This is a genomic window from Pararobbsia alpina (genome assembly GCF_902859895.1).
Classification (GTDB): Bacteria; Pseudomonadota; Gammaproteobacteria; order Burkholderiales; family Burkholderiaceae; genus Pararobbsia; species Pararobbsia alpina.
Map to the genome: position 1 here is coordinate 40,427 of NZ_CADIKM010000019.1, position 19,945 is coordinate 60,371.

The window sequence follows — 19,945 nt, forward strand, 5'->3', positions numbered from 1 at the left end:
AGCCAGAGCCAGAGCCTGTGCCAATGCCAATGCCGGTGCCGGTGCCAGTGCCAGTGCGAGTGCCAGTGACATCGCCGGTGCCGATGCCATTGGCGGAGCCGGGGGCGATAGTTTCGGCGCCGGATGCATTCATGGTGATGTTCATCGTGCGCCTCGCGCGTCGGGGGGCGTGCCCGCCGCCTTCAGTGCGCGCTTGAGGTCGTCGATCAGGTCGAGCGGATCTTCGAGCCCGATCGACAACCTGACCGTGCCCTCGCCGATGCCCGCGGCGGCGAGCGCGTCGCGGTCCATCCGGAAATGCGTTGTCGACGCCGGATGGATCACGAGAGAACGCGCGTCGCCGACGTTCGCCAGATGAGAGAACAACTGAAGTGCCTCGATGAATCGCGCACCCATTGCCCGGTCGCCGCGCAGGTCGAAGCTGAACACGGCGCCGCAACCGCGCGGCAGCAATGCCTGCGCGAGCTTGTGATCGGGATGCCCAGGCAGTTCCGGGTAGGCGACCGAAGCGACGAGGGGATGCGCGACGAGGAACTCAACGATGCGGCGCGTGTTTTCGACATGACGAGCCATGCGCAACGGCAGGGTTTCAATGCCCTGGAGCAACTGCCATGCGGCTTGGGGATGCATGCATGCGCCGAAGTCACGAAGCCCCTCGCGACGTGCGCGCAGTAGGAATGGCGCGACCGTGCTTTCTTCGGAGAACACCATGCCGTGGAAACCGTCGTAAGGCTCAGTCATTTCGGGAAAGCGGCCCGAGCGCGTGAAGTCGAAAGTGCCGCCGTCGACCAGTACGCCGCCGATCGTCGTGCCGTGACCGCCGAGAAACTTCGTCGCGGAGTGGTAAACGAAGTCAGCCCCGAGCGCGAACGGCTGCATCAGATACGGCGTCGTGAAGGTCGAATCGACGAGCAAGGGAATTCGGTGTTCATGCGCGAGCGCCGAGACGCGCGGTATATCGAGCACGTCGAGCCCCGGATTGCCGAGCGTTTCGCCGAACAGCAGGCGCGTCTCGGGACGGATCGCCGCACGCCACGCGTCGAGCTCGCGCGGATTGACGAACGATGTCTCGATGCCGAAACGCCGCAAGGTGTAGTGCAGCAGATTGTGCGAGCCACCGTAAAGCGCCGACGAGGCGACGATATGCGCGCCGGCGCCCATGAGTGTGACGATTGCGAGATGGAGGGCAGCCTGGCCGCTCGCCGTGGCAATCGCGCCCGCGCCATTCTCGAGCGCGGCGACACGCTCCTCGAGCACCGCGACGGTCGGATTCGAGATCCGCGAATAGACATGCCCGGCGCGTTCCATATTGAACAGGGACGCAGCGTGGTCGCTGTCGCGAAATACGAATGAGGTCGTCTGATAGATCGGCGTAGCGCGCGCGCCGGTGGCGGGGTCGGTCGCCGCGCCGGCGTGCAGTGTGAGGGTGTCGAAGCGGGGCCCGGCCATAGGATGCTGTCCTCCTTGTTACCTGGGGCATGCGGGAACGTGCCAGCGCAGATCGTAACCCGGCGCACGGCATGCGCGACAATTGCTGCGACGCACCAGTAAAATAGGCTGGAGGCCTTGCGCCATGGCCTTCTCGACGTGCGGCTTGCCTTTCCTTTTGAGGGTCTTTCCGCTAGCATCGAACCATGTTGAATACCTTCCGGCGCAGGCCGGCACGGGTGCGTAGCCCGGTCGATCAAAAGCGGAGACGACGATGAAAGTCAGTGATATTTTGAAGCTCAAGGGCAGCACGCTGTTCACGGTGACGCCCGACACACTGCTCGCCGAGGCCGCCACGACCATGGCCTCGCACGATATCGGCTCGCTCGTCGTGATGGAGTTCGGCGAACTCGTGGGCATGCTCACGTTTCGCGAAATCATCCTGACGCTGCGCGAATTGGGCGGAACGCTCGGCACCACGCAGATTCGTAAGGTGATGGATGACCATCCGATCACCTGCACGCCGGAGACAGACGTCAATGAAATCCGGCGCATGATGCTCGAAAGGCATGCGCGCTATCTACCGGTGGTCGAAAAGAACACGCTGATGGGTGTGATCTCGTTCTACGACGTCGCCAAGGCCGTCGTCGAAGAGCAGGGTTTCGAAAACCGGATGCTCAAGGCCTATATCCGCGACTGGCCCGAGGAGCAGGAACCGGTGCGCAACTGAGCGCGTCCGCGAGCTTTTTGGGCGTCTGCCGGACCTCGCCGGTCACCGATGACGGCCTTGTCCGGGCTTCATAAGGCGTCCGTGAGCAGTGCCAGTCCGCACGGCCGTGTCCACGCCCTTCGAGGGTAGGGCCACGGCCGTTTATAATTCGCGCTCGGCATTCATCTTTCGACAAGGCTTTCCGCATGTCCGGCAATACCCTCGGTACGCTCTTCGCAGTGACGACTTTCGGCGAATCCCACGGTCCCGCGATCGGGTGCGTGATCGACGGCTGCCCGCCGGGCATGTCGCTCAGCGAAGCCGATATCCAGCACGATCTCGACCGCCGCAAGCCGGGCACCTCGCGTCACGTGACCCAGCGTCAGGAAGCGGATCAGGTCGAAATCCTGTCGGGTGTGTTTGAAGGCGTGACCACCGGCACGCCGATCGCCTTGCTGATCCGCAATACCGACCAGCGCAGCAAGGACTACGGCAATATCGCGCAGACCTTTCGGCCGGGTCACGCGGACTACACGTACTGGCACAAATACGGAGTGCGCGACTACCGCGGCGGCGGCCGTTCTTCGGCCCGGCTGACCGCGCCCGTGGTGGCTGCCGGCGCGGTCGCCAAGAAATGGCTGGCCGAGAAGTACGGCGTGCAAATCCATGGCTATATGGCCGCGCTCGGCGAGATCGACATTCCCTTCGTCGATGCAGCCCATGTGAGCGAGAACCCGTTCTTTGCGCCGAACCAGGCGATCGTGCCGGAACTCGAGGCCTACATGGATGCGCTGCGCAAGGAGGGTGATTCGATCGGCGCGCGCATCAATGTCGTCGCGAGCGGCGTGCCCGTCGGGTTCGGCGAGCCCCTGTTCGACCGGCTCGACGCCGATATCGCGCATGCAATGATGGGCCTCAATGCGGTCAAGGGCGTCGAGATCGGCGCGGGGTTCGGCAGCGTCCGGCAACGCGGTTCGTTCCACGGCGACGAACTCACGCCGAACGGTTTCGTCGGCAATCACGCGGGTGGCGTGCTCGGCGGCATCTCGACGGGGCAGGACGTCACGGTGTCGATTGCGATCAAACCGACGTCGAGCATCCGCACGCCGCGCCGTTCGATCGACAAGGCCGGCGAGGCGGCCGTCGTGGAGACCTTCGGGCGTCACGATCCCTGTGTCGGCATTCGCGCGACCCCGATCGCCGAAGCGCTGCTCGCGGTCGTGCTGATCGATCATGCCTTGCGCCACCGCGCCCAATGCGGCGACGTGCAGGTGTCGACGCCGGCGATTCCCGCGTCCGAGGCCTCGCAAGGCGGCCTGACGACGCAGAAATAAAGCTTGCCGGGGCGACAGGTCACATATTCGGGTAGTTCGGCCCGCCACCGCCCTCAGGTGTCACCCAGACGATATTCTGGGTCGGATCCTTGATGTCGCAGGTCTTGCAGTGCACGCAGTTCTGCGCGTTGATCTGCAGGCGCGGCGTTCCCTCGTCCTGGCCGACGAACTCATAGACCCCCGCCGGGCAATAGCGCTGCTCGGGACCCGCATACTCGGCAAGGTTCACCTCGACAGGCACGCTCGCATTCTTGAGCGTGAGGTGGGCCGGCTGGTTTTCCTCATGATTGGTGTTCGAAATGAATACCGAGGTCAGCCGGTCGAACGTGAGCTGGTTGTCGGGCTTCGGATAGCTGATCGGCTTGAATTGCGAGGCCGGCTTCAGCGTCTCGTGATCCGCATGCTGGTGATGCAGTGTCCAGGGCACCTTGCCGCCGAACAGCTTTTGCTCGATCCCGTTCATCAGCGTGCCGAGCCAAAGTCCCTTGCTTGCCCACTGCTTGAAATTGCGCGAACGGTGGAGTTCTTCATACAGCCACGACTGCCTGAATGACTCGGGATAGGCGCTGAGTTCGTCGTGCTGACGTCCGGCCCGCACCGCTTCGAATGCGGCTTCAGCGGCGAGCATGCCCGTCTTGATCGCCGCATGACTGCCCTTGATGCGGGACACGTTGAGAAAACCCGCGTCGTCGCCGACGATCGCGCCGCCCGGGAACACGAGCTTCGGCAATGAAGTCAGTCCGCCCGCCGTGATGGCACGTGCGCCATAGGACACGCGCTTGCCGCCTTCGAGAAACGTCCGGATCGCAGGGTGCGTCTTGTAGCGCTGGAACTCTTCGAACGGCGATAGATAGGGGTTCTGATACCCGAGTCCGACCACGAAGCCGACGATCACCTGGTTGTTGTCCAGGTGATAGAGGAAGGAGCCGCCGTAGGTGTCGTTTTCGAGAGGCCAGCCCGCGGTATGCATCACGAGACCGGGCTTGTGTTTGGCCGGGTCGATCTCCCAGAGCTCCTTGATGCCGAGGCCGAAGACCTGTGGGTCGGCATCCTTGCCGAGCTTGAAGCGCTCGCCGAGCTGACGGCCCAGATGGCCGCGCGCGCCTTCGCAAAACAGGGTGTACTTCGCATGCAGCTCCATGCCGAGCTGGAAATGATCGGTGGGCTCACCGTCGCGGCCCAGTCCCATATTGCCGGTGACGACGCCTTTGACCGATCCGTCGTCGTTGTAGAGAATCTCGGCCGCCGGGAAGCCCGGGAAGATCTCGACACCGAGCGCTTCGGCCTGCTGGCCGAGCCAGCGCACGACGTTCGCGAGGCTGATCACGTAGTTGCCGTGGTTCTTGAGACTGTCCGGCAGGGCCCATTCGGGCAGGCTGCGTGCGCCGTCCTTCGTCAGGAACATGAACCGGTCTTCGGTGACCTCGACGTTCAACGGTGCGCCCTGTGCCTTCCAGTCCGGCAGCAGTTCGGTCAGGGCGCGCGGGTCCATGACGGCGCCGGAAAGGATATGCGCGCCGACTTCCGAACCTTTTTCGAGCACGCAGACGTTAAGCTCGGCGCCGTTGCTCGCGGCCAGCTGCTTCAGGCGGATCGCGGCCGCCAGTCCGGCCGGCCCGCCGCCGACGATCACGACGTCATATTCCATCGACTCGCGGGGTCCGAACTGCTCAATCAGGCTGGTGGGGGTCATGGGCTCCTCTGCCGTTTAGAATATTCGCCTTCGGGCCGTATTGTCGGGGAAAGCGATAAGGTCTCGCAACCGATGATACCGCGACTAGCACGATCGTTCTATTTTTGCCGATGCTTACAATCGGCGTGCGCCCGGACGCAAGGCGCGTTACGCTGCGGTCTCGCCAGTGTGCCGGACTTGACGGGGCGCAAGGCTAGCATGCATGCATGCGTCGTACGTAGGGGTCATACGGACCGGCCACAGGAACAAGGGAGGGCACATGGGTCGCTCGATCAATCTGGAGGGGAAGGTCGCGCTGGTGACAGGCGCTTCGAGCGGCTTGGGTAAGCGCTTTGCGCATGTCCTGTCGGATGCGGGCGCGAAGGTCGTACTCGCGAGCCGGCGCGTCGAACGGCTCAAGGAACTACGCGCGGAGATCGAGGCCAAGGGCGGCGCCGCACATATGGTCGCGCTCGACGTGACTGACTATTCGAGCATCCGGTCAGCGATCGCCCATGCGGAAACCGAAGCGGGGTCGATCGACATCCTCGTCAACAACTCGGGCGTCTCGACAACGCAGAAGCTGCTCGACGTCACGCCGGACGACTATGAATTCGTGTTCGACACGAACACGCGCGGCGCATTCTTCGTCGCGCAGGAGGTGGCCAAGCGGATGGTCATGCGCGGCAAGCCGAACGGTCAGCCCTGCTATCGGATCATCAATGTCGCCTCGGTCGCGGGCCTGCGCGTGCTGCCGCAGATCGGCATCTATGCCATGAGCAAGGCGGCCGTCGTGCACATGACGAAGTCGATGGCGCTCGAATGGGGCCGGCACGGGATCAATGTCAATGCGATTTGCCCGGGCTATATCGATACGGAAATCAATCATCACCACTGGAGCACCGCGCACGGCAAGAAGCTGGTGGCGATGCTGCCGCGCCACCGCGTCGGCAAGCCCGAGGACCTCGACGGCCTGCTGCTTCTGCTGGCTTCCGATGACTCGCAGTTCATCAACGGCTCGGTGATTTCGGCCGACGATGGATTCGGGGCCTCCTAAAATTCGCGGTGTAAGAGTAAGCGTACGAGCACGAGGATGGGGAGGGCGGGGCCGCCTCAGCTCCCGATCAAACGTTGAAGCAATTCCGTCGCATTGCTCGTCTCGTATTTCTTCATCAGCCGTGCGCGATAGACGTCGACCGTGCGCGGGCTGATCGAAAGGATCCTTCCGATCTGCTTGCTGGTCTGTCCGCTCAGCAGCTGCGCGGCGATCTCGCGCTCGCGCGGCGTCAACTGGACGGCGACGCGCCGCGTGCTGCTGAGATCCTCGAACGTCCACACCCCGTTTGCGTGCGGATGCAGTCGGTCGAGCGCGCGGCCGGTCACGTGGCACCAGAAAAGCTCGCCGTCCGCGCGCTTCATGATGCGGTCGTCCGAATACACATCGCTTGCCTGCATCACCGTCGCAATGCGCCGGCCGATACGTTCGAACTCGTCGGGGGACGGATAGATGATGGCGAAAGACTGGCCAATCATCTGCTCGCGCCGCATGCCGAAGATCGACATCGCGCGGTCATTGCAGTCTTCGATGATGCGGTCGCGCGAGATCACGAGCCCGACCGGGGCGAGTTGAAACGCGGTTTGATAGTCTAGTGCGGGCATCGGCTCGTTTTTTGCGCAAATCCGGGGCCCGCGCGGCGCGTTGTGGCGTCTCGCGGCGCGCAACTCCGGTGGCCCGAGGGCGAAGGCCCGGCGGGTATGTAGTTTTGCGTATTGTGCCGTAGTCCGTGAGCAGCGTAATCTGGCGCTCGGTGCCGCGACCCCGGGTCCGGCTTGCCTCATTCAAAAGCACAAGTAGGGACGAACGATGAACAAGGTATATCCGAGCGCCGCCAAGGCGCTGGAGGATGTCGTCAAGGATGGCCAGGTGTTTGCCGTCGGCGGCTTCGGTCTGTGCGGGATTCCCGAGGCGCTGATCGCCGCGTTGCGCGACACCGGCGTGAAGAACATCACCTGCATTTCGAACAACGCGGGTGTTGACGGCTTCGGTCTCGGCCTGCTGCTCGAAACCCGTCAGATCAAGAAGATGATTTCTTCCTACGTCGGCGAAAACAAGGAGTTCGAGCGCCAGTATCTCGCGGGCGAACTCGAGCTCGAATTCACCCCTCAAGGCACGCTGGCGGAAAAGCTGCGTGCGGGCGGCTCGGGCATTCCGGCCTTCTTCACGCGTACCGGCTTCGGCACGATCGTGGCCGACGGCAAGGAAACGCGCGAGTTCGAGGGCGAGTCCTATGTGATGGAACGTTCCCTGACGGCCGACGTCGCGCTGGTCAAGGCATGGAAGGCCGACAAGGCCGGCAACCTGATCTTCCGGCGCACCGCGCGCAATTTCAATCCGCTGTGCGCGATGGCCGGACGCGTGACGGTCGCCGAGGTCGAGGAGATCGTCGAAACCGGCAGCCTCGATCCCGATGCGATCCACACACCGGGTATTTTCGTCCAGCGCCTCGTGCTGAACGCCAATCCAGAAAAGCGGATCGAGCAACGCATCGTCCGCGCACGAGAAGGAGTTTGAAGATGGCCTGGGATCGCAATCAAATGGCGGCACGCGCCGCTCGGGAACTGCAGGACGGCTTCTATGTGAATCTGGGCATCGGCCTGCCGACGCTTGTCGCGAACCACGTGCCGAACGGCGTCGAAGTCTGGCTGCAATCGGAAAACGGTTTGCTCGGCATCGGCCCCTCGCCCTACGATGACGAAGTCGACGCAGATCTGATCAATGCCGGCAAGCAGACCGTCACGACGCTGCCGGGCTCGTCGATCTTCTCATCGGCCGATTCCTTCGCGATGATCCGCGGCGGCCACATCAACCTGGCGATTCTCGGCGCGATGCAGGTCAGCGCGAAGGGCGACCTCGCGAACTGGATGATCCCCGGCAAGATGATCAAGGGGATGGGCGGCGCGATGGACCTCGTCGCGGGCGTCAAGCGTGTCGTCGTGCTGATGGAACATGTCGCGAAGGGCGACCAGCACAAGATCCTCGATCAGTGCAACCTGCCGCTGACCGGTGTGGGCGTGGTCGATGTGATCATCACGGACCTCGGCGTGATCGATGTGACCGGCGACGGCCTCAAGCTCGTCGAGCTCGCACCGGGTGTCACGGTGGAAGAGATCGTTGCGAAAACCGGTGCGCCGCTCGACGTCAGCGCGCTCGTTGCATGACAGGCGAGGCCAGCCTGCAGCCGCGCGCGCGCAGCGTCCAGTGCGCAAGCCCCGCGGGCTTGCACCGGATGGCTTACACGGAATGGGGCGAACCGGCCAATCCGAACGTGCTGCTGTGCGTGCATGGCCTCACCCGTAGCGGCCGCGACTTCGACGTGCTGGCCCAGGCGCTTGCGCGCGACTATCGCGTCGTATGCCCCGACGTGGTCGGCCGTGGGCGCTCGGGGCGCCTGGCCGATCCGCGTTACTATGGCGTGCTGCAATACGTGTCCGACATGGTTACGCTGATCGCGCGGCTCAATGTCGAGAAAGTCGACTGGTTCGGTACGTCGATGGGTGGCCTGATCGGCATGGCTCTTGCCGGTCTGCCCGATACGCCGGTCAGGAAGATGCTCGTCAACGACGTCGGCCCCCGCATCGAGGCCGACGCGCTCCAGCGTATCGGCGAGTATCTTGGGCAGCCGGTCCGCTTCGATTCGCAGCAGCAGGCGGTCGACTACCTGTGGCAGATCTCGCAGTCGTTCGGACCACATACGCCCGAGCAGTGGCGTGCCCTGTCCGAACCGCTGCTGCGCGAGCAGGACGGCGGCTGGACGCTACGCTACGATCCGCGCATTGCAGAGCCGTTCCATAGCATCACGCCCGAACAGGCGGCCGCGGGTGAGGCGACGCTTTGGCATGGCCTCGCGGTGTTCGACGGGCCCCTGCTCGTGGTGCGGGGCGAGCGCTCCGATTTGCTGTCGCGCGAAACGACTGCGGAAATGGTCGAACGCGCGCGCCATGCATCGAGCGTCGAAATCCCCGGCGTCGGCCATGCGCCGACCTTCGTCGACCCGGCCCAGGTCCAGGTCGCACGCACGTTCTTTCTCGGCCGCTAGCAGGCTGAGTCATCCGTGTCTCCGAGAAACCTCGGCCCTCAGGCCGGCGAGGTAAGGTCCTCTTCCTTCAAATAGGGGAGGATGTCAAAATATCGCCTATGGAGGCTGCGGCATCGGCCGTCCAGCCGACTGGCGCGGCCCGCCACACTGTCGACTCGCATGAGCGAGCGACTTCGTCGCGTGTCCTTTTCCCTTCGATTTCAAGCACGTATTCCACGGAACACCCAAAATGGCTATCCAGCGTTTCCATGTCGGCCCGCGTCTTTCTGAAATTGCCGTCCATAATGGTACGGTCTATCTGGCGGGCCAGATCGCCGACACGCCGGATCTCGACATCGTCGGCCAGACGCGGGAAGTGCTCGCCTCGATCGACCGCCTGCTGGCCGAGGCGAACAGCGACAAGAGCCTGATTCTGTCGACTCAGATCTTCATTGCCGACATGGCCGATTTCGCAGGCATGAATAGCGTGTGGGAGAGCTGGGTCGTGCCGGGCGCCACGCCGCCGCGCGCGACGGTAGAAGCGCCACTGGCGAACCCGAAGTGCCGGGTGGAGATGGTGATCGTTGCGGCGCAACGCGACTGAGCGCCCACTGAGCATGACCGGCCGGCAGAGGTCGGTAACGGATGGAGACCCGATCTTGCTAGAGGATGCGCTCGCCTTCCTGAACGAGCATGCGGCCGGGCTGACGATGCACTCGGGCGAACCCGTGGCCGATCACGCGATCGGCACCGCGCGGATCGTCGACACGCTCAACGTCGATCCGCCCACGCATATCGCAGCGCTGCTGTTCCCGTTTGGCGAACTGCTCGACGATGCGGACAAGGTGATCGCCGCGCGGTTCGGCGACGAGGTCGCGGGCCTCGTCGCGGACGTGCGCAAGCTGCTGCGCCTGCGGGTCGGTGCGCGCATCGCCAAGGACGGGATGAAGGAGGCGCGTGCCGCGACGCTGCGCCGCGAACAGGTCGAAGCGCTGCGCAAGATGCTGCTCGCGTTCGCGCAGGATATTCGCGTCGTGCTGATCCGGCTCGCTTCGCGCCTGCAGACCCTGCGTTTTCATGCGGCGACAAAGACGGCGCCCGCGCCCGAGATCGCCCTCGAAACGCTCGAGATCTACGCGCCGCTCGCCAACCGGCTCGGTATCTGGCAACTCAAGTGGGAGCTTGAGGATCTCGCCTTCCGCTTCGAGCAGCCCGCGACCTACAAGCAGATTGCGAAGCTGATCGATGAAAAGCGCGCCGAGCGCGAAGCCTTCGTCGAAGCCGCGATCGGGCGGCTCGAGCGCGAGCTGGCGGCGGCCGATATCCGCGCCGATGTGTCGGGGCGCCCCAAGCATATCTACAGCATCTGGCGAAAGATGCGCGGCAAGGAGCTCGACTTTTCCGAGCTTTACGATGTGCGCGCGTTTCGCGTGATCGTCGACAGCGTCAAGGATTGCTATGCGGTGCTCGGCATCGTCCACAATATCTGGCAGCCGGTGCCGAAGGAGTTCGACGACTATATCTCGCGGCCCAAGCCGAACGGCTACAAGTCGCTGCATACGGTCGTGATCGCCGACGACGGGCAGGCGTTCGAAGTGCAGATCCGCACGCAGGAGATGCACCGTTTCGCCGAATACGGCATCGCCGCGCACTGGCGGTACAAGGAAGCCGGGGCCAAGGCCTACACGGGCACCGTCACCGCGCAGGACAAATACGACGAGCGCATCGCCTGGCTGCGGCAACTGCTCGCCTGGAAGGACGATATCTCCGATGCGCCGCCGGGCGGCGAGGCCGAGGGTGCGGGCGCCTGGGACCAGCTCAAGCAGGCGACGCTCGACGACCATATCTACGTGCTGACCCCGGAGGCGCGCGTGGTTGCGCTGCCGCAAGGCGCGACGCCCGTCGATTTCGCGTATCACCTGCATACCGAGCTCGGCCACCGCTGCCGCGGTGCTCGTGTGAACGGCGCCATGGTGCCGCTCAATACGCCGCTCGAAAACGGCCAGACCGTCGAGATCATCTCGATCAAGCAGGGCGGCCCGTCGCGCGACTGGCTCAACCCCCAGCTCGGCTATTTGCAGAGTCCGCGCGCCCGCCAGAAGGTGCGCGTGTGGTTCAACGCGATCGAGCAGAACGAGCACATCTCGGCGGGTCGTGCGCTCGTCGAAAAGACCCTCCAGCGCGAGGGAAAGACATCGGTCAATCTCGACGAACTCGCGACGAAGCTCGGCTTCAAGACAGCCGACGACCTGTTCAATGTCGTCGGCAAGGAAGAGTTCAGCCTGCGCGCAGTCGAGCAGGCGGTGCGTGACCACGGCCCGGTGGTCGCGCCCGTGCCGGAGCCCGAGATCACGACCAAGCGCAGCAGCCAGTCGAGTGTCGCGCAAGGCGCGTCGAGCGGTGTGCTGGTCGTCGGCGTTGGCGCGCTGCTGACCCAGTTGGCGAAGTGTTGCCGGCCTGCGCCGCCCGATCCGATCGTGGGTTTCGTCACGCGCGGCAAGGGCGTCTCGATCCACCGGCGCAGCTGCGCGAGCTTCGCGCGGCTCGCCTCGCGTGCGCCTGAGCGGGTACTGCATACGGCATGGTCCGACGACGTGCTGGAGGGCAGGGGGGCATCGGTCTATCCAGTCAATCTCGCGATCGAGGCGAGCGACCGCCAGGGGCTCCTGCGCGATATTTCGGAAGTGTTTTCGCGCGAGAAAACCAATGTGATCGGCGTGAAGACGATGACCCAGCGCAACGCGGCGTTCATGCAGTTCACGGTCGAGGTATCGAGCGCCGCACAGCTGCAGCGCGTGACGTCGCTGCTCGGCGAAATCCAGGGCGTCGTTCGCGCGGTGCGCAAGTAGACAGGGACGCGGGAATGCGTGCGGCAAGGGGTACCGGCCGGGGCGGCGGCGGGAAGGCATTCCCAAGGAAGCATTTTTTTCTCAGAAGGGGCTTCCCATCTCCGCTAAAGCTCCATATAATCGCTGCTTCTTCAGGCTCGTAGCTCAGTTGGTTAGAGCACCACCTTGACATGGTGGGGGTCGTTGGTTCGAATCCAATCGAGCCTACCAACGACATCGGCGTGACGTGAGAAACTTCACGGCAGGCCGGCAGTGCAGATGTGGTTTGATGTGGGAAGTGAGAACGTCCTGCGGCAGTACCCCAACGCAGCACTCGAACTTATTTGTGCCAGACAGGGAATAAGCAAAACATGGTTATGACACCGCGAACGTTTACCGGTACCACTCGGAAGCGACGCTAGTCGAGGACCTGTTACGCTGATCGCTTCTGTAGCGCGAGCGGTAAGACAAGAATGCGGCCTCGACAGACGAGGCCGCATTTTTTTTATCTGATGCTTTTGTTGTTCGTTGTTCCGCCGTTTGACTGTCACCCCTTCGCCTTATTGTGTGTGCTTTGATCACTGCCGCGATGCGGCACGGAGAATTGAATGATTTCGGTGCGTTTGCCTGACGGCTCGGTTCGACCGTTCGACCACCCGGTGACGGTGGCCGAGGTCGCCGCGTCGATTGGCGCCGGCCTCGCGAAAGCGGCGCTGGCCGGCAAGATCGATGGCGAACTGGTCGATACGTCGACTACGATCGACCATGACGTCTCGCTCGCAATCGTGACCGACAAGGACGGCGACGGTCTGGAAATCATCCGGCACTCGACGGCGCACTTGCTTGCCTACGCGGTCAAGGACCTGTTCCCTGAAGCGCAGGTGACGATTGGTCCCGTGATCGAGAACGGCTTTTACTACGACATCGCGTACAGCCGCCCCTTCACGCCCGAAGATCTCGAGAAGCTCGAAAAGCGCATGCAGGAGATCGCGAAGAAGGATGAGCCGGTCACGCGCAAGGTCGTCTCGCGCGACGAGGCGCTCGCCTACTTCAAGAGCATCGGCGAGAACTACAAGGCCGAGATCATCGCTTCGATTCCCGCGAGCGATGAGATCAAGCTCTATTCGCACGGTGGCTTTACCGACCTGTGCCGCGGGCCGCACGTGCCAAGCACGGGCAAGCTCAAGGTCTTCAAGCTGATGAAGGTGGCCGGTGCCTACTGGCGCGGCGACTCGAAGAACGAACAGCTCCAGCGCATCTATGGCACGGCCTGGGCGCGCAAGGAAGACCAGGAAGCCTATCTGACGATGCTCGAGGAAGCCGAGAAGCGCGACCATCGCAAGCTCGGCCGGCAACTCGATCTGTTCCATCTGCAGGACGAAGCACCGGGCCTCGTGTTCTGGCACGCGAAGGGCTGGACGCTCTGGCAGCAGATCGAGCAGTACATTCGCCGCCGCCTCGACGATGCGGGCTATCAGGAGATCCGCACGCCGCTGATCATGGACCGCTCGCTCTGGGAGCGTTCGGGACACTGGCAGCACTATCGCGAGAACATGTTCACGACCGAGTCGGAGAAGCGCGACTATGCGCTCAAGCCGATGAACTGCCCGGGTCATATTCAGGTGTTCAACCACGGCCTGCGCTCGTCCCGCGACCTGCCGTTGCGTTACGCGGAGTTCGGTTCCTGCCATCGCAACGAAGCGTCGGGTGCGCTGCACGGCCTGATGCGCGTACGCGGATTTGTGCAGGACGATGCGCACATCTTCTGCACGGAAGACCAGATCGTTGCCGAATCGATCGCCTTTCATGCGCTGGCAATGAGCGTCTACAAGGATTTCGGTTTCACGCACATCGACATCAAGCTCTCGCTGCGCCCCGAGCCGCACGCCGGCTCGAGCGAAACGTGGGACCGCGCCGAAGAAGGCCTGCGCAATGCGCTGCGAGCATCGGGCGTCGAGTGGGAAGAATTACCGGGCGAGGGTGCGTTCTACGGTCCGAAGATCGAATACCACATCAAGGACGCGCTGGGCCGCTCTTGGCAATGCGGCACGCTTCAGCTCGATTTCGTGCTGCCCGAGCGCCTCGATGCCGAGTATGTGGCGGAGGACAATACGCGCCGCCGGCCCGTGATGCTGCACCGTGCGATCGTCGGTTCGATGGAGCGGTTTATCGGGATTCTGATCGAAAACTTCGCTGGCGCGATGCCCTCGTGGCTGGCCCCGGTGCAGGCCGTGGTCTGCAATATTGCGGAGAGCCAAGCAGAATATGCGGAAGCAGTTGCGCAAACATTGAAAAAACAAGGGCTTAGGGTCGTGAGCGATTTGCGAAACGAAAAAATAAGCTATAAAATACGCGAGCACACGCTGCAGAAGGTGCCGTATCTGCTTGTGGTCGGCGACAAAGAGCGTGATGCCCAAACGGTAGCCGTGCGTGCCCGTGGCGGTGTCGACCTTGGCACAATGCCAGTCGATGCCTTCGTTGAACGCCTGCGCGATGATCTGCGCCTGTTCAAGTAAAGCCATCGGTCAGCGCGGCTAAAATATTCAGATTCTGAGAGGAAACGTAACATCGCTACTGCTGATAAGTCTGCTCATCGCATCAACGGTGAAATAACCGCGCCGGAGGTGCGTCTGGTCGGAGTCGAGGGCGAGCCCCTCGGTATCGTGAAGCTGGCCGAGGCCTTCCGCCTGTCTGAAGCGTCGGATGTCGACTTGGTGGAAATTGCCCCGCAAGCCGTGCCGCCTGTCTGCCGGCTCATGGACTACGGCAAGTTCAAGTATTCCGAGTCGAAGAAGGCCCACGAAGCCAAGCTGAAACAGAAGGTCATCCAGGTCAAGGAAGTGAAGTTCCGCCCGGGTACGGACGATGGCGACTACAACGTCAAGCTGCGCAATCTCGTGCGCTTCCTTGACGAAGGCGACAAGACGAAAATCACGTTGCGTTTCCGCGGCCGCGAAATGGCCCACCAGGAAATCGGTATGCGCGTGCTCGAACGCCTGCGCACCGACCTCGATGAGTTCGGTCAGGTCGAGCAGATGCCGAAGATGGAAGGGCGCCAGATGGTGATGGTGCTGTCGCCGAAGAAAAAGAAGTAAGTACGCGTGGAATGTTGAAGGGCTGCGGCGCGCGATGAAATCCCTGCGCGGGGCAGTCCGGGAAAATTCGTGACGGCTGCTCTTGCAGCTGTCCGGACGCGATGCCAGCCCGGTCAGGGTTGGCATCGCATGGCGGCAAGGAGCCGCCGCGTCAGCGGATCGACGTGGCAATCGCTTTCGAAACCGTCAGCGCGGCGGGTAACCGTCGCAATAAGTGAACGCGGGTCCTACAAGGGCGGCGCTTTGAGCCGCACACCCACGGGCATATAGAAATCTGGAGTAGCAATGCCGAAGATGAAAACCAAGAAGAGTGCTGCGAAGCGCTTCGTGGTGCGTCCGGGCGGTACCGTCAAGCGCGGTCAAGCCTTCAAGCGCCACATCCTGACGAAGAAATCCACGAAGAACAAGCGCCACCTGCGCGGCAGCACGGGTGTTCACGCGTCGGACGTCGGTTCCGTGCGCGCGATGTTGCCGTTCGCTTAACCCACCAACCACTCACAGGAGAGAAATATGCCTCGAGTCAAACGTGGGGTAACCGCGCGGGCCCGTCACAAGAAAGTTATCGACCAAGCCAAGGGTTACCGCGGCCGTCGCAATAACGTCTACCGTATCGCCAAGCAGGCGGTGATGCGCGCTGGGCAATATGCCTATCGCGATCGTCGCAACAAGAAGCGCGTCTTCCGCGCACTGTGGATCGCCCGTATCAACGCGGGTACCCGTGAGCATGGACTGACGTACAGCGTATTCATCAACGGCCTGAAGAAGGCGTCGATCGAACTGGACCGCAAGGTCCTCGCTGATATGGCTGTGACCGACAAGCCTGCTTTCGCGGCAATCGTGAAGCAAGTGAAGGCGGTGGTGTCCGCTTCGGCTTAAGTGCCCCTTCGGGGTGTCGGCATCGAGCGGCCCGCCGCTGAATCGCCGATGCCCGAGGTTGCCTGAGCAAGCCCGTTGTCTGGGCTGAGGGTGTCGCGATCATGGTGTCCGATGATCGCGGCAGCCGCGACGCCGGGGTCCGGCGTCGCACAAAACGGGGCTCCTAACCGAGCCCCTTTTTTGTTGAACCCGCGATTGTTTGCTTTTGTGGAAGACCGACGTGACGACGATGGAAACCCTGGACCTGCAAGAAATCGTCGCGGATGCGCAGCGCGCATTCGCCGGCGCTGATGACCCTGCGACACTCGAAAACGAGAAGGCGCGGTTCCTCGGCAAGACCGGCAAGATCACCGAGCTGATGAAAGGTCTCGGCAAGCTCGATCCCGACGCACGCAAGGCCGAAGGCGCACGGATCAATGCCGCCAAGCAACAAGTCGAAGAAGCGCTGAACGGCCGCCGCCAGGCGCTCGCCGATGCGCTGCTCAACCGCCGTCTCGCCGCCGAGGCGATCGACGTGACGCTGCCGGGCCGGGGCACGGGCATGGGCACGCTGCACCCGATGATGAACACGTGGGAGCGGGTCGAGCAGATCTTCCGGTCGATCGGCTTCGATGTGGCCGACGGCCCCGAGATCGAAACCGACTGGTACAACTTCACCGCATTGAACAGCCCGGAGAACCATCCCGCGCGTTCGATGCAGGACACCTTCTACGTCGACGCCAAGGACGAGCAGGGCCGCCCGCTGCTGCTGCGCACGCATACGAGCCCGATGCAGGTTCGCTATGCGCGCATGCACAAGCCGCCGATCAAGGTCATCGCGCCGGGCCGCACCTATCGCGTCGACAGCGATGCGACGCACTCGCCGATGTTCAGCCAGGTCGAAGGGCTCTGGATCGGCGAGAACGTGAGCTTCGCGGATCTCAAGGGCGTCTATACCGATTTCCTGCGCAAGTTTTTCGAGCGCGACGACATCAGCATTCGTTTTCGGCCCTCGTACTTTCCGTTCACCGAACCGTCGGCCGAGATCGACATGCGCTTCGAAGGTGGCCGGAATGCGGGACGCTGGCTCGAGATCTCCGGCTCGGGTCAGGTGCATCCGACGGTGATACGCAATATGGGCCTCGACCCCGAACGCTATATCGGCTTCGCATTCGGCAGTGGTCTCGAACGGCTGGCGATGTTGCGTTATGGCGTCGACGATCTGCGCTTGTTCTTTGAAGGCGACCTGCGCTTCCTGAGGCAGTTTGCTTGAGGCGCGTGCTTGATGCATTGCGGAGCGTGTGGCGGATGCCCGTGCTCCTCATCGGGTCAATGCCTGTGACAGGGCTTGAGCCGAGACTGTTTCAGCAAGCCTGATCATCCGGATGGATCAGAATCCGGGCGATCAGCCGGGCAGCCGACCCACGCGGTCCACCCAACAAAACGAACGTTAGCGATCCATGCAATTCCCAGAATCCTGGCTCAGAAGCTTCGTCAGCCCGCAACTGACGACCGACGAACTTGCTCATGCATTGACGATGTCCGGGCTCGAGGTCGAAGACCTGCGTCCGATCGCCCCGCCGACGTCGAAGATCGTCGTCGGCCAGGTGCTGTCCGTCGAAAAGCATCCGAACGCCGACAAGCTGAACGTCTGCCAGGTCGACGCCGGTACCGGCGCGACGCTGCAGATCGTCTGCGGCGCACCGAATGTCGCGCCGGGCATCAAGATACCGTGCGCGCTGGTGGGTGCCGAGCTTGCACCGGCTGAAGAGGGGGGCGCGCCGTTCGCGATCAAGCTGTCGAAGCTGCGCGGCGTCGAGAGCCAGGGGATGCTGTGCTCCGCCCGCGAGCTGAAGCTTAGCGAAGACCACAGCGGCCTGATGATCCTGCCGGTCGATACCCCGGTCGGCGAGGACATCCGCAAGGTCCTGAACCTCGACGACACGATCTTTGAAATCAAGCTCACGCCGAACAAGGCCGATTGCCTGTCAGTGTTCGGTGTCGCGCGCGAGGTCGCGGCGATTACCGGCGCGCCGTTGCAAACACCGGTATTTGCACCCGCGGCCGTCACACTTGCGGACACGCTGCCGGTGCGTATTGCCGCGCCCGATCTGTGTGGCCGGTTTTCGGGCCGAATCATTCGTGGCGTCGATGCCCATGCGAAGACGCCCGACTGGATGGTCGAGCGCCTCGAGCGCTCTGGCCAGCGCAGCCTCTCGGCTCTTGTCGATATCTCGAACTATGTGATGCTCGAGCTGGGCCGTCCGACCCATGTCTTCGATCTCGACAAGATCCATGGCTCGCTCGATGTGCGCTGGGGCCGCAAGGGTGAAACCCTCAAGCTGCTGAACGGCAACACGATCGAGGTCGACGACAAGGTCGGCGTGATTGCTGACGAACGCGAAGTCGAAAGTCTCGCCGGCATCATGGGCGGCGACAGCACTGCGGTCAGCCTCGATACGAAGAACATCTATGTCGAAGCCGCTTTCTGGTGGCCCGATAGCATTCGCGGCCGCGCGCGCCGCTACAATTTTTCGACCGATGCCGCTCATCGCTTCGAGCGCGGTGTCGACTACTCGACGACGGTTGAACATATCGAGTACATCACCCGGTTGATCCTCGACGTCTGTGGCGGCCATGCCGGCCCGGTCGACGACCAGCAAGTGAATGTGCCGGTGCGCAAGCCTGTTGTAATGCGTGTCGCCCGTGCGGGCCGCGTGATCGGGATTCCGATCAACGGCGAAGAGATCGCGGCCGTCTTCACGCGCCTTGGCCTGTCGTTCGAACACCGCGGTGCGGGCAGCGCCGACGAACAGTTCATCGTTACGCCGCCGCCGTACCGCTTCGACATCGAGATCGAAGAAGATCTGATCGAGGAAGTCGCGCGTATCCACGGCTTCGAGAACCTGCCGGCGGAGCCGCCGGTCGCGCCCAGCGAGATGCGGCCGACCGACGAGACCCTGCGCTCGATTCATGCATTGCGCCACGCCCTGGCGGCGCGCGACTACTCTGAAACCGTCAACTTCGGTTTTGTCGAAGAGGCGTGGGAACAGGACTTCGCGGGCAATACCGATCCGATTCGCGTGCTCAATCCGATCGCCTCACAGTACTCCGTGATGCGCAGCACCCTATTCGGCAGCCTGCTGAACACCCTGCGTTTCAACCTGAACCGTAAGGCAGACCGGGTGCGTCTGTTCGAACTCGGCCGGGTGTTCATGGCCGATTCGACCGTGGAGGCCGGCGAGCTTCAGGTCGCCGGTTTTCTGCAGCCCAAGCGAATCGGTGCGCTCGCTTACGGACCCGTGCTCGAAGAGCAGTGGGGTGTGAAGAGTCGTCCCGTCGACTATTTCGATGTGAAGGGCGATCTCGAGGCGCTGTTGGCGCCGGCTGTGCCGCGGTTCGTGAAAGACATGCATCCCGCCTTGCATCCGGGCCGTTCCGCGCGAGTCGAGTTGCACGGGAAGACGATCGGCTGGATTGGTGAACTGCATCCGCGCTGGCTGCAAAAATACGAGCTCCCGAATGCGCCCGTCGTATTCGAAATCGACGTCGATGCCGCGCAGATCCGTCCGTTGCCGGCCCTTGTCGAGGTGTCGAAATTCCAGCCCGTGAAGCGCGATATCGCGATCGTCGTCGACCAGAAAATCGAAGTCCAGAGCTTGCTGGACGAGTTTGCAAAAGCCCAGGAAGAACCTGCTTGCAAATACGTCCAAAAGGTTGTTTTATTTGATGAATTCCGTCCAACGGCGACCGTTTCAGGAGGCCTCGGAGTGGACCAAAAAAGCCTTGCGTTCCGTGTAACCCTGCAAGATACTGGCGGGACTTTGCAGGACGAAACGGTCGAACTGGCCATCAAGACATTGATGGATCGCCTGGCTCGAGTCTATGGCGCGCGCTTGCGCGGGTAAGCTACCTCCCGCGTAAAAATGCGCCTGTTTTTTTTGACCC

General features: G+C 62.8%; 17 protein-coding genes and 1 tRNA gene. 15 read left to right on the forward strand and 3 right to left on the reverse strand.

The window, feature by feature from the left end:
- Positions 1-141 precede the first annotated feature (141 nt).
- The gene (locus tag HV670_RS18160; RefSeq protein ID WP_175106194.1) at positions 142-1,449 is read right to left on the reverse strand and encodes an O-acetylhomoserine aminocarboxypropyltransferase; all 1,308 of its coding nucleotides are present in this window, start codon (positions 1,447-1,449) and stop codon (positions 142-144) included.
- A 253-nt stretch (positions 1,450-1,702) separates the two neighbouring features.
- Between HV670_RS18160 and HV670_RS18165 the strand changes: the two genes are divergently transcribed.
- A complete protein-coding gene (locus HV670_RS18165) occupies positions 1,703-2,158 on the forward strand; it encodes a CBS domain-containing protein (RefSeq protein ID WP_175106195.1) in 456 nt (151 codons plus the stop codon).
- 185 nt (positions 2,159-2,343) lie between these two features.
- Positions 2,344-3,471: a chorismate synthase gene (gene aroC / locus HV670_RS18170; protein ID WP_175106196.1), complete on the forward strand. Its 1,128-nt coding sequence runs from the start codon at positions 2,344-2,346 to the stop codon at positions 3,469-3,471.
- Positions 3,472-3,490: 19 nt separating this feature from the next.
- Here aroC and HV670_RS18175 read toward each other — a convergent pair whose 3' ends face one another.
- Entirely contained in the window at positions 3,491-5,164 is a 1,674-nt protein-coding gene (locus HV670_RS18175; protein WP_175106197.1) for an electron transfer flavoprotein-ubiquinone oxidoreductase, read from the reverse strand.
- 259 nt (positions 5,165-5,423) lie between these two features.
- On the opposite strand from HV670_RS18175, the gene HV670_RS18180 reads away from it, so the two are divergent.
- Positions 5,424-6,200 (forward strand): SDR family oxidoreductase, encoded by a 777-nt coding sequence (locus HV670_RS18180; RefSeq protein ID WP_175106198.1) that lies wholly within the window; start codon positions 5,424-5,426, stop codon positions 6,198-6,200.
- Positions 6,201-6,256: 56 nt separating this feature from the next.
- Here the strand turns inward: HV670_RS18180 and HV670_RS18185 are convergent, their stop codons facing one another.
- Entirely contained in the window at positions 6,257-6,802 is a 546-nt protein-coding gene (locus HV670_RS18185) for a PAS and helix-turn-helix domain-containing protein (RefSeq protein ID WP_175106199.1), read from the reverse strand.
- 205 nt (positions 6,803-7,007) lie between these two features.
- On the opposite strand from HV670_RS18185, the gene HV670_RS18190 reads away from it, so the two are divergent.
- From HV670_RS18190 to pheT, 12 genes are all read left to right on the forward strand, one after another.
- Positions 7,008-7,715: a CoA transferase subunit A gene (locus HV670_RS18190; protein WP_175106200.1), complete on the forward strand. Its 708-nt coding sequence runs from the start codon at positions 7,008-7,010 to the stop codon at positions 7,713-7,715.
- A 2-nt stretch (positions 7,716-7,717) separates the two neighbouring features.
- Positions 7,718-8,362 carry a CoA transferase subunit B gene (locus tag HV670_RS18195; RefSeq protein ID WP_175106201.1) on the forward strand — a complete coding sequence of 215 codons (645 nt, stop codon included), beginning with the start codon at positions 7,718-7,720 and terminating at the stop codon, positions 8,360-8,362.
- Entirely contained in the window at positions 8,359-9,240 is an 882-nt protein-coding gene (locus HV670_RS18200) for an alpha/beta fold hydrolase (protein WP_175106202.1), read from the forward strand. Before HV670_RS18195 ends, HV670_RS18200 begins: the two co-directional genes overlap by 4 nt.
- Positions 9,241-9,469: 229 nt before the next feature.
- Positions 9,470-9,823 (forward strand): RidA family protein, encoded by a 354-nt coding sequence (locus HV670_RS18205; protein WP_175106203.1) that lies wholly within the window; start codon positions 9,470-9,472, stop codon positions 9,821-9,823.
- A gap of 13 nt (positions 9,824-9,836) precedes the next feature.
- On the forward strand, positions 9,837-12,068 hold the full coding sequence (locus tag HV670_RS18210; protein WP_175106204.1) for a RelA/SpoT family protein: 2,232 nt from the start codon (positions 9,837-9,839) through the stop codon (positions 12,066-12,068).
- A gap of 133 nt (positions 12,069-12,201) precedes the next feature.
- Positions 12,202-12,278: transfer RNA gene (locus HV670_RS18215), tRNA-Val, on the forward strand.
- 377 nt (positions 12,279-12,655) lie between these two features.
- Positions 12,656-14,563, forward strand: coding sequence for a threonine--tRNA ligase (gene thrS / locus HV670_RS18220; protein WP_175106205.1), 1,908 nt, complete (start codon positions 12,656-12,658; stop codon positions 14,561-14,563).
- 51 nt (positions 14,564-14,614) lie between these two features.
- Positions 14,615-15,142: a translation initiation factor IF-3 gene (gene infC / locus HV670_RS18225; RefSeq protein ID WP_175106250.1), complete on the forward strand. Its 528-nt coding sequence runs from the start codon at positions 14,615-14,617 to the stop codon at positions 15,140-15,142.
- 285 nt (positions 15,143-15,427) lie between these two features.
- The gene (gene rpmI / locus HV670_RS18230) at positions 15,428-15,625 is read left to right on the forward strand and encodes a 50S ribosomal protein L35 (RefSeq protein ID WP_175106206.1); all 198 of its coding nucleotides are present in this window, start codon (positions 15,428-15,430) and stop codon (positions 15,623-15,625) included.
- A gap of 27 nt (positions 15,626-15,652) precedes the next feature.
- Entirely contained in the window at positions 15,653-16,018 is a 366-nt protein-coding gene (rplT, locus tag HV670_RS18235) for a 50S ribosomal protein L20 (RefSeq protein WP_175106207.1), read from the forward strand.
- 238 nt (positions 16,019-16,256) lie between these two features.
- Entirely contained in the window at positions 16,257-17,270 is a 1,014-nt protein-coding gene (gene pheS / locus HV670_RS18240; protein WP_175106251.1) for a phenylalanine--tRNA ligase subunit alpha, read from the forward strand.
- A gap of 187 nt (positions 17,271-17,457) precedes the next feature.
- Entirely contained in the window at positions 17,458-19,905 is a 2,448-nt protein-coding gene (gene pheT / locus HV670_RS18245; protein WP_175106208.1) for a phenylalanine--tRNA ligase subunit beta, read from the forward strand.
- The last annotated feature ends 40 nt before the right edge of the window (positions 19,906-19,945 follow it).

Excerpts from the sequence above, each read along its gene's own strand:
- HV670_RS18160 (WP_175106194.1), bottom strand. The coding sequence starts at position 1,449 with ATGGCCGGGCCCCGCTTCGACACCCTCACACTGCACGCCGGCGCGGCG.
- HV670_RS18165 (WP_175106195.1), top strand. The coding sequence starts at position 1,703 with ATGAAAGTCAGTGATATTTTGAAGCTCAAGGGCAGCACGCTGTTCACG.
- aroC (WP_175106196.1), top strand. The coding sequence starts at position 2,344 with ATGTCCGGCAATACCCTCGGTACGCTCTTCGCAGTGACGACTTTCGGC.
- HV670_RS18175 (WP_175106197.1), bottom strand. The coding sequence starts at position 5,164 with ATGACCCCCACCAGCCTGATTGAGCAGTTCGGACCCCGCGAGTCGATG.
- HV670_RS18180 (WP_175106198.1), top strand. The coding sequence starts at position 5,424 with ATGGGTCGCTCGATCAATCTGGAGGGGAAGGTCGCGCTGGTGACAGGC.
- HV670_RS18185 (WP_175106199.1), bottom strand. The coding sequence starts at position 6,802 with ATGCCCGCACTAGACTATCAAACCGCGTTTCAACTCGCCCCGGTCGGG.
- HV670_RS18190 (WP_175106200.1), top strand. The coding sequence starts at position 7,008 with ATGAACAAGGTATATCCGAGCGCCGCCAAGGCGCTGGAGGATGTCGTC.
- HV670_RS18195 (WP_175106201.1), top strand. The coding sequence starts at position 7,718 with ATGGCCTGGGATCGCAATCAAATGGCGGCACGCGCCGCTCGGGAACTG.
- HV670_RS18200 (WP_175106202.1), top strand. The coding sequence starts at position 8,359 with ATGACAGGCGAGGCCAGCCTGCAGCCGCGCGCGCGCAGCGTCCAGTGC.
- HV670_RS18205 (WP_175106203.1), top strand. The coding sequence starts at position 9,470 with ATGGCTATCCAGCGTTTCCATGTCGGCCCGCGTCTTTCTGAAATTGCC.
- HV670_RS18210 (WP_175106204.1), top strand. The coding sequence starts at position 9,837 with ATGACCGGCCGGCAGAGGTCGGTAACGGATGGAGACCCGATCTTGCTA.
- thrS (WP_175106205.1), top strand. The coding sequence starts at position 12,656 with ATGATTTCGGTGCGTTTGCCTGACGGCTCGGTTCGACCGTTCGACCAC.
- rpmI (WP_175106206.1), top strand. The coding sequence starts at position 15,428 with ATGCCGAAGATGAAAACCAAGAAGAGTGCTGCGAAGCGCTTCGTGGTG.
- rplT (WP_175106207.1), top strand. The coding sequence starts at position 15,653 with ATGCCTCGAGTCAAACGTGGGGTAACCGCGCGGGCCCGTCACAAGAAA.
- pheT (WP_175106208.1), top strand. The coding sequence starts at position 17,458 with ATGCAATTCCCAGAATCCTGGCTCAGAAGCTTCGTCAGCCCGCAACTG.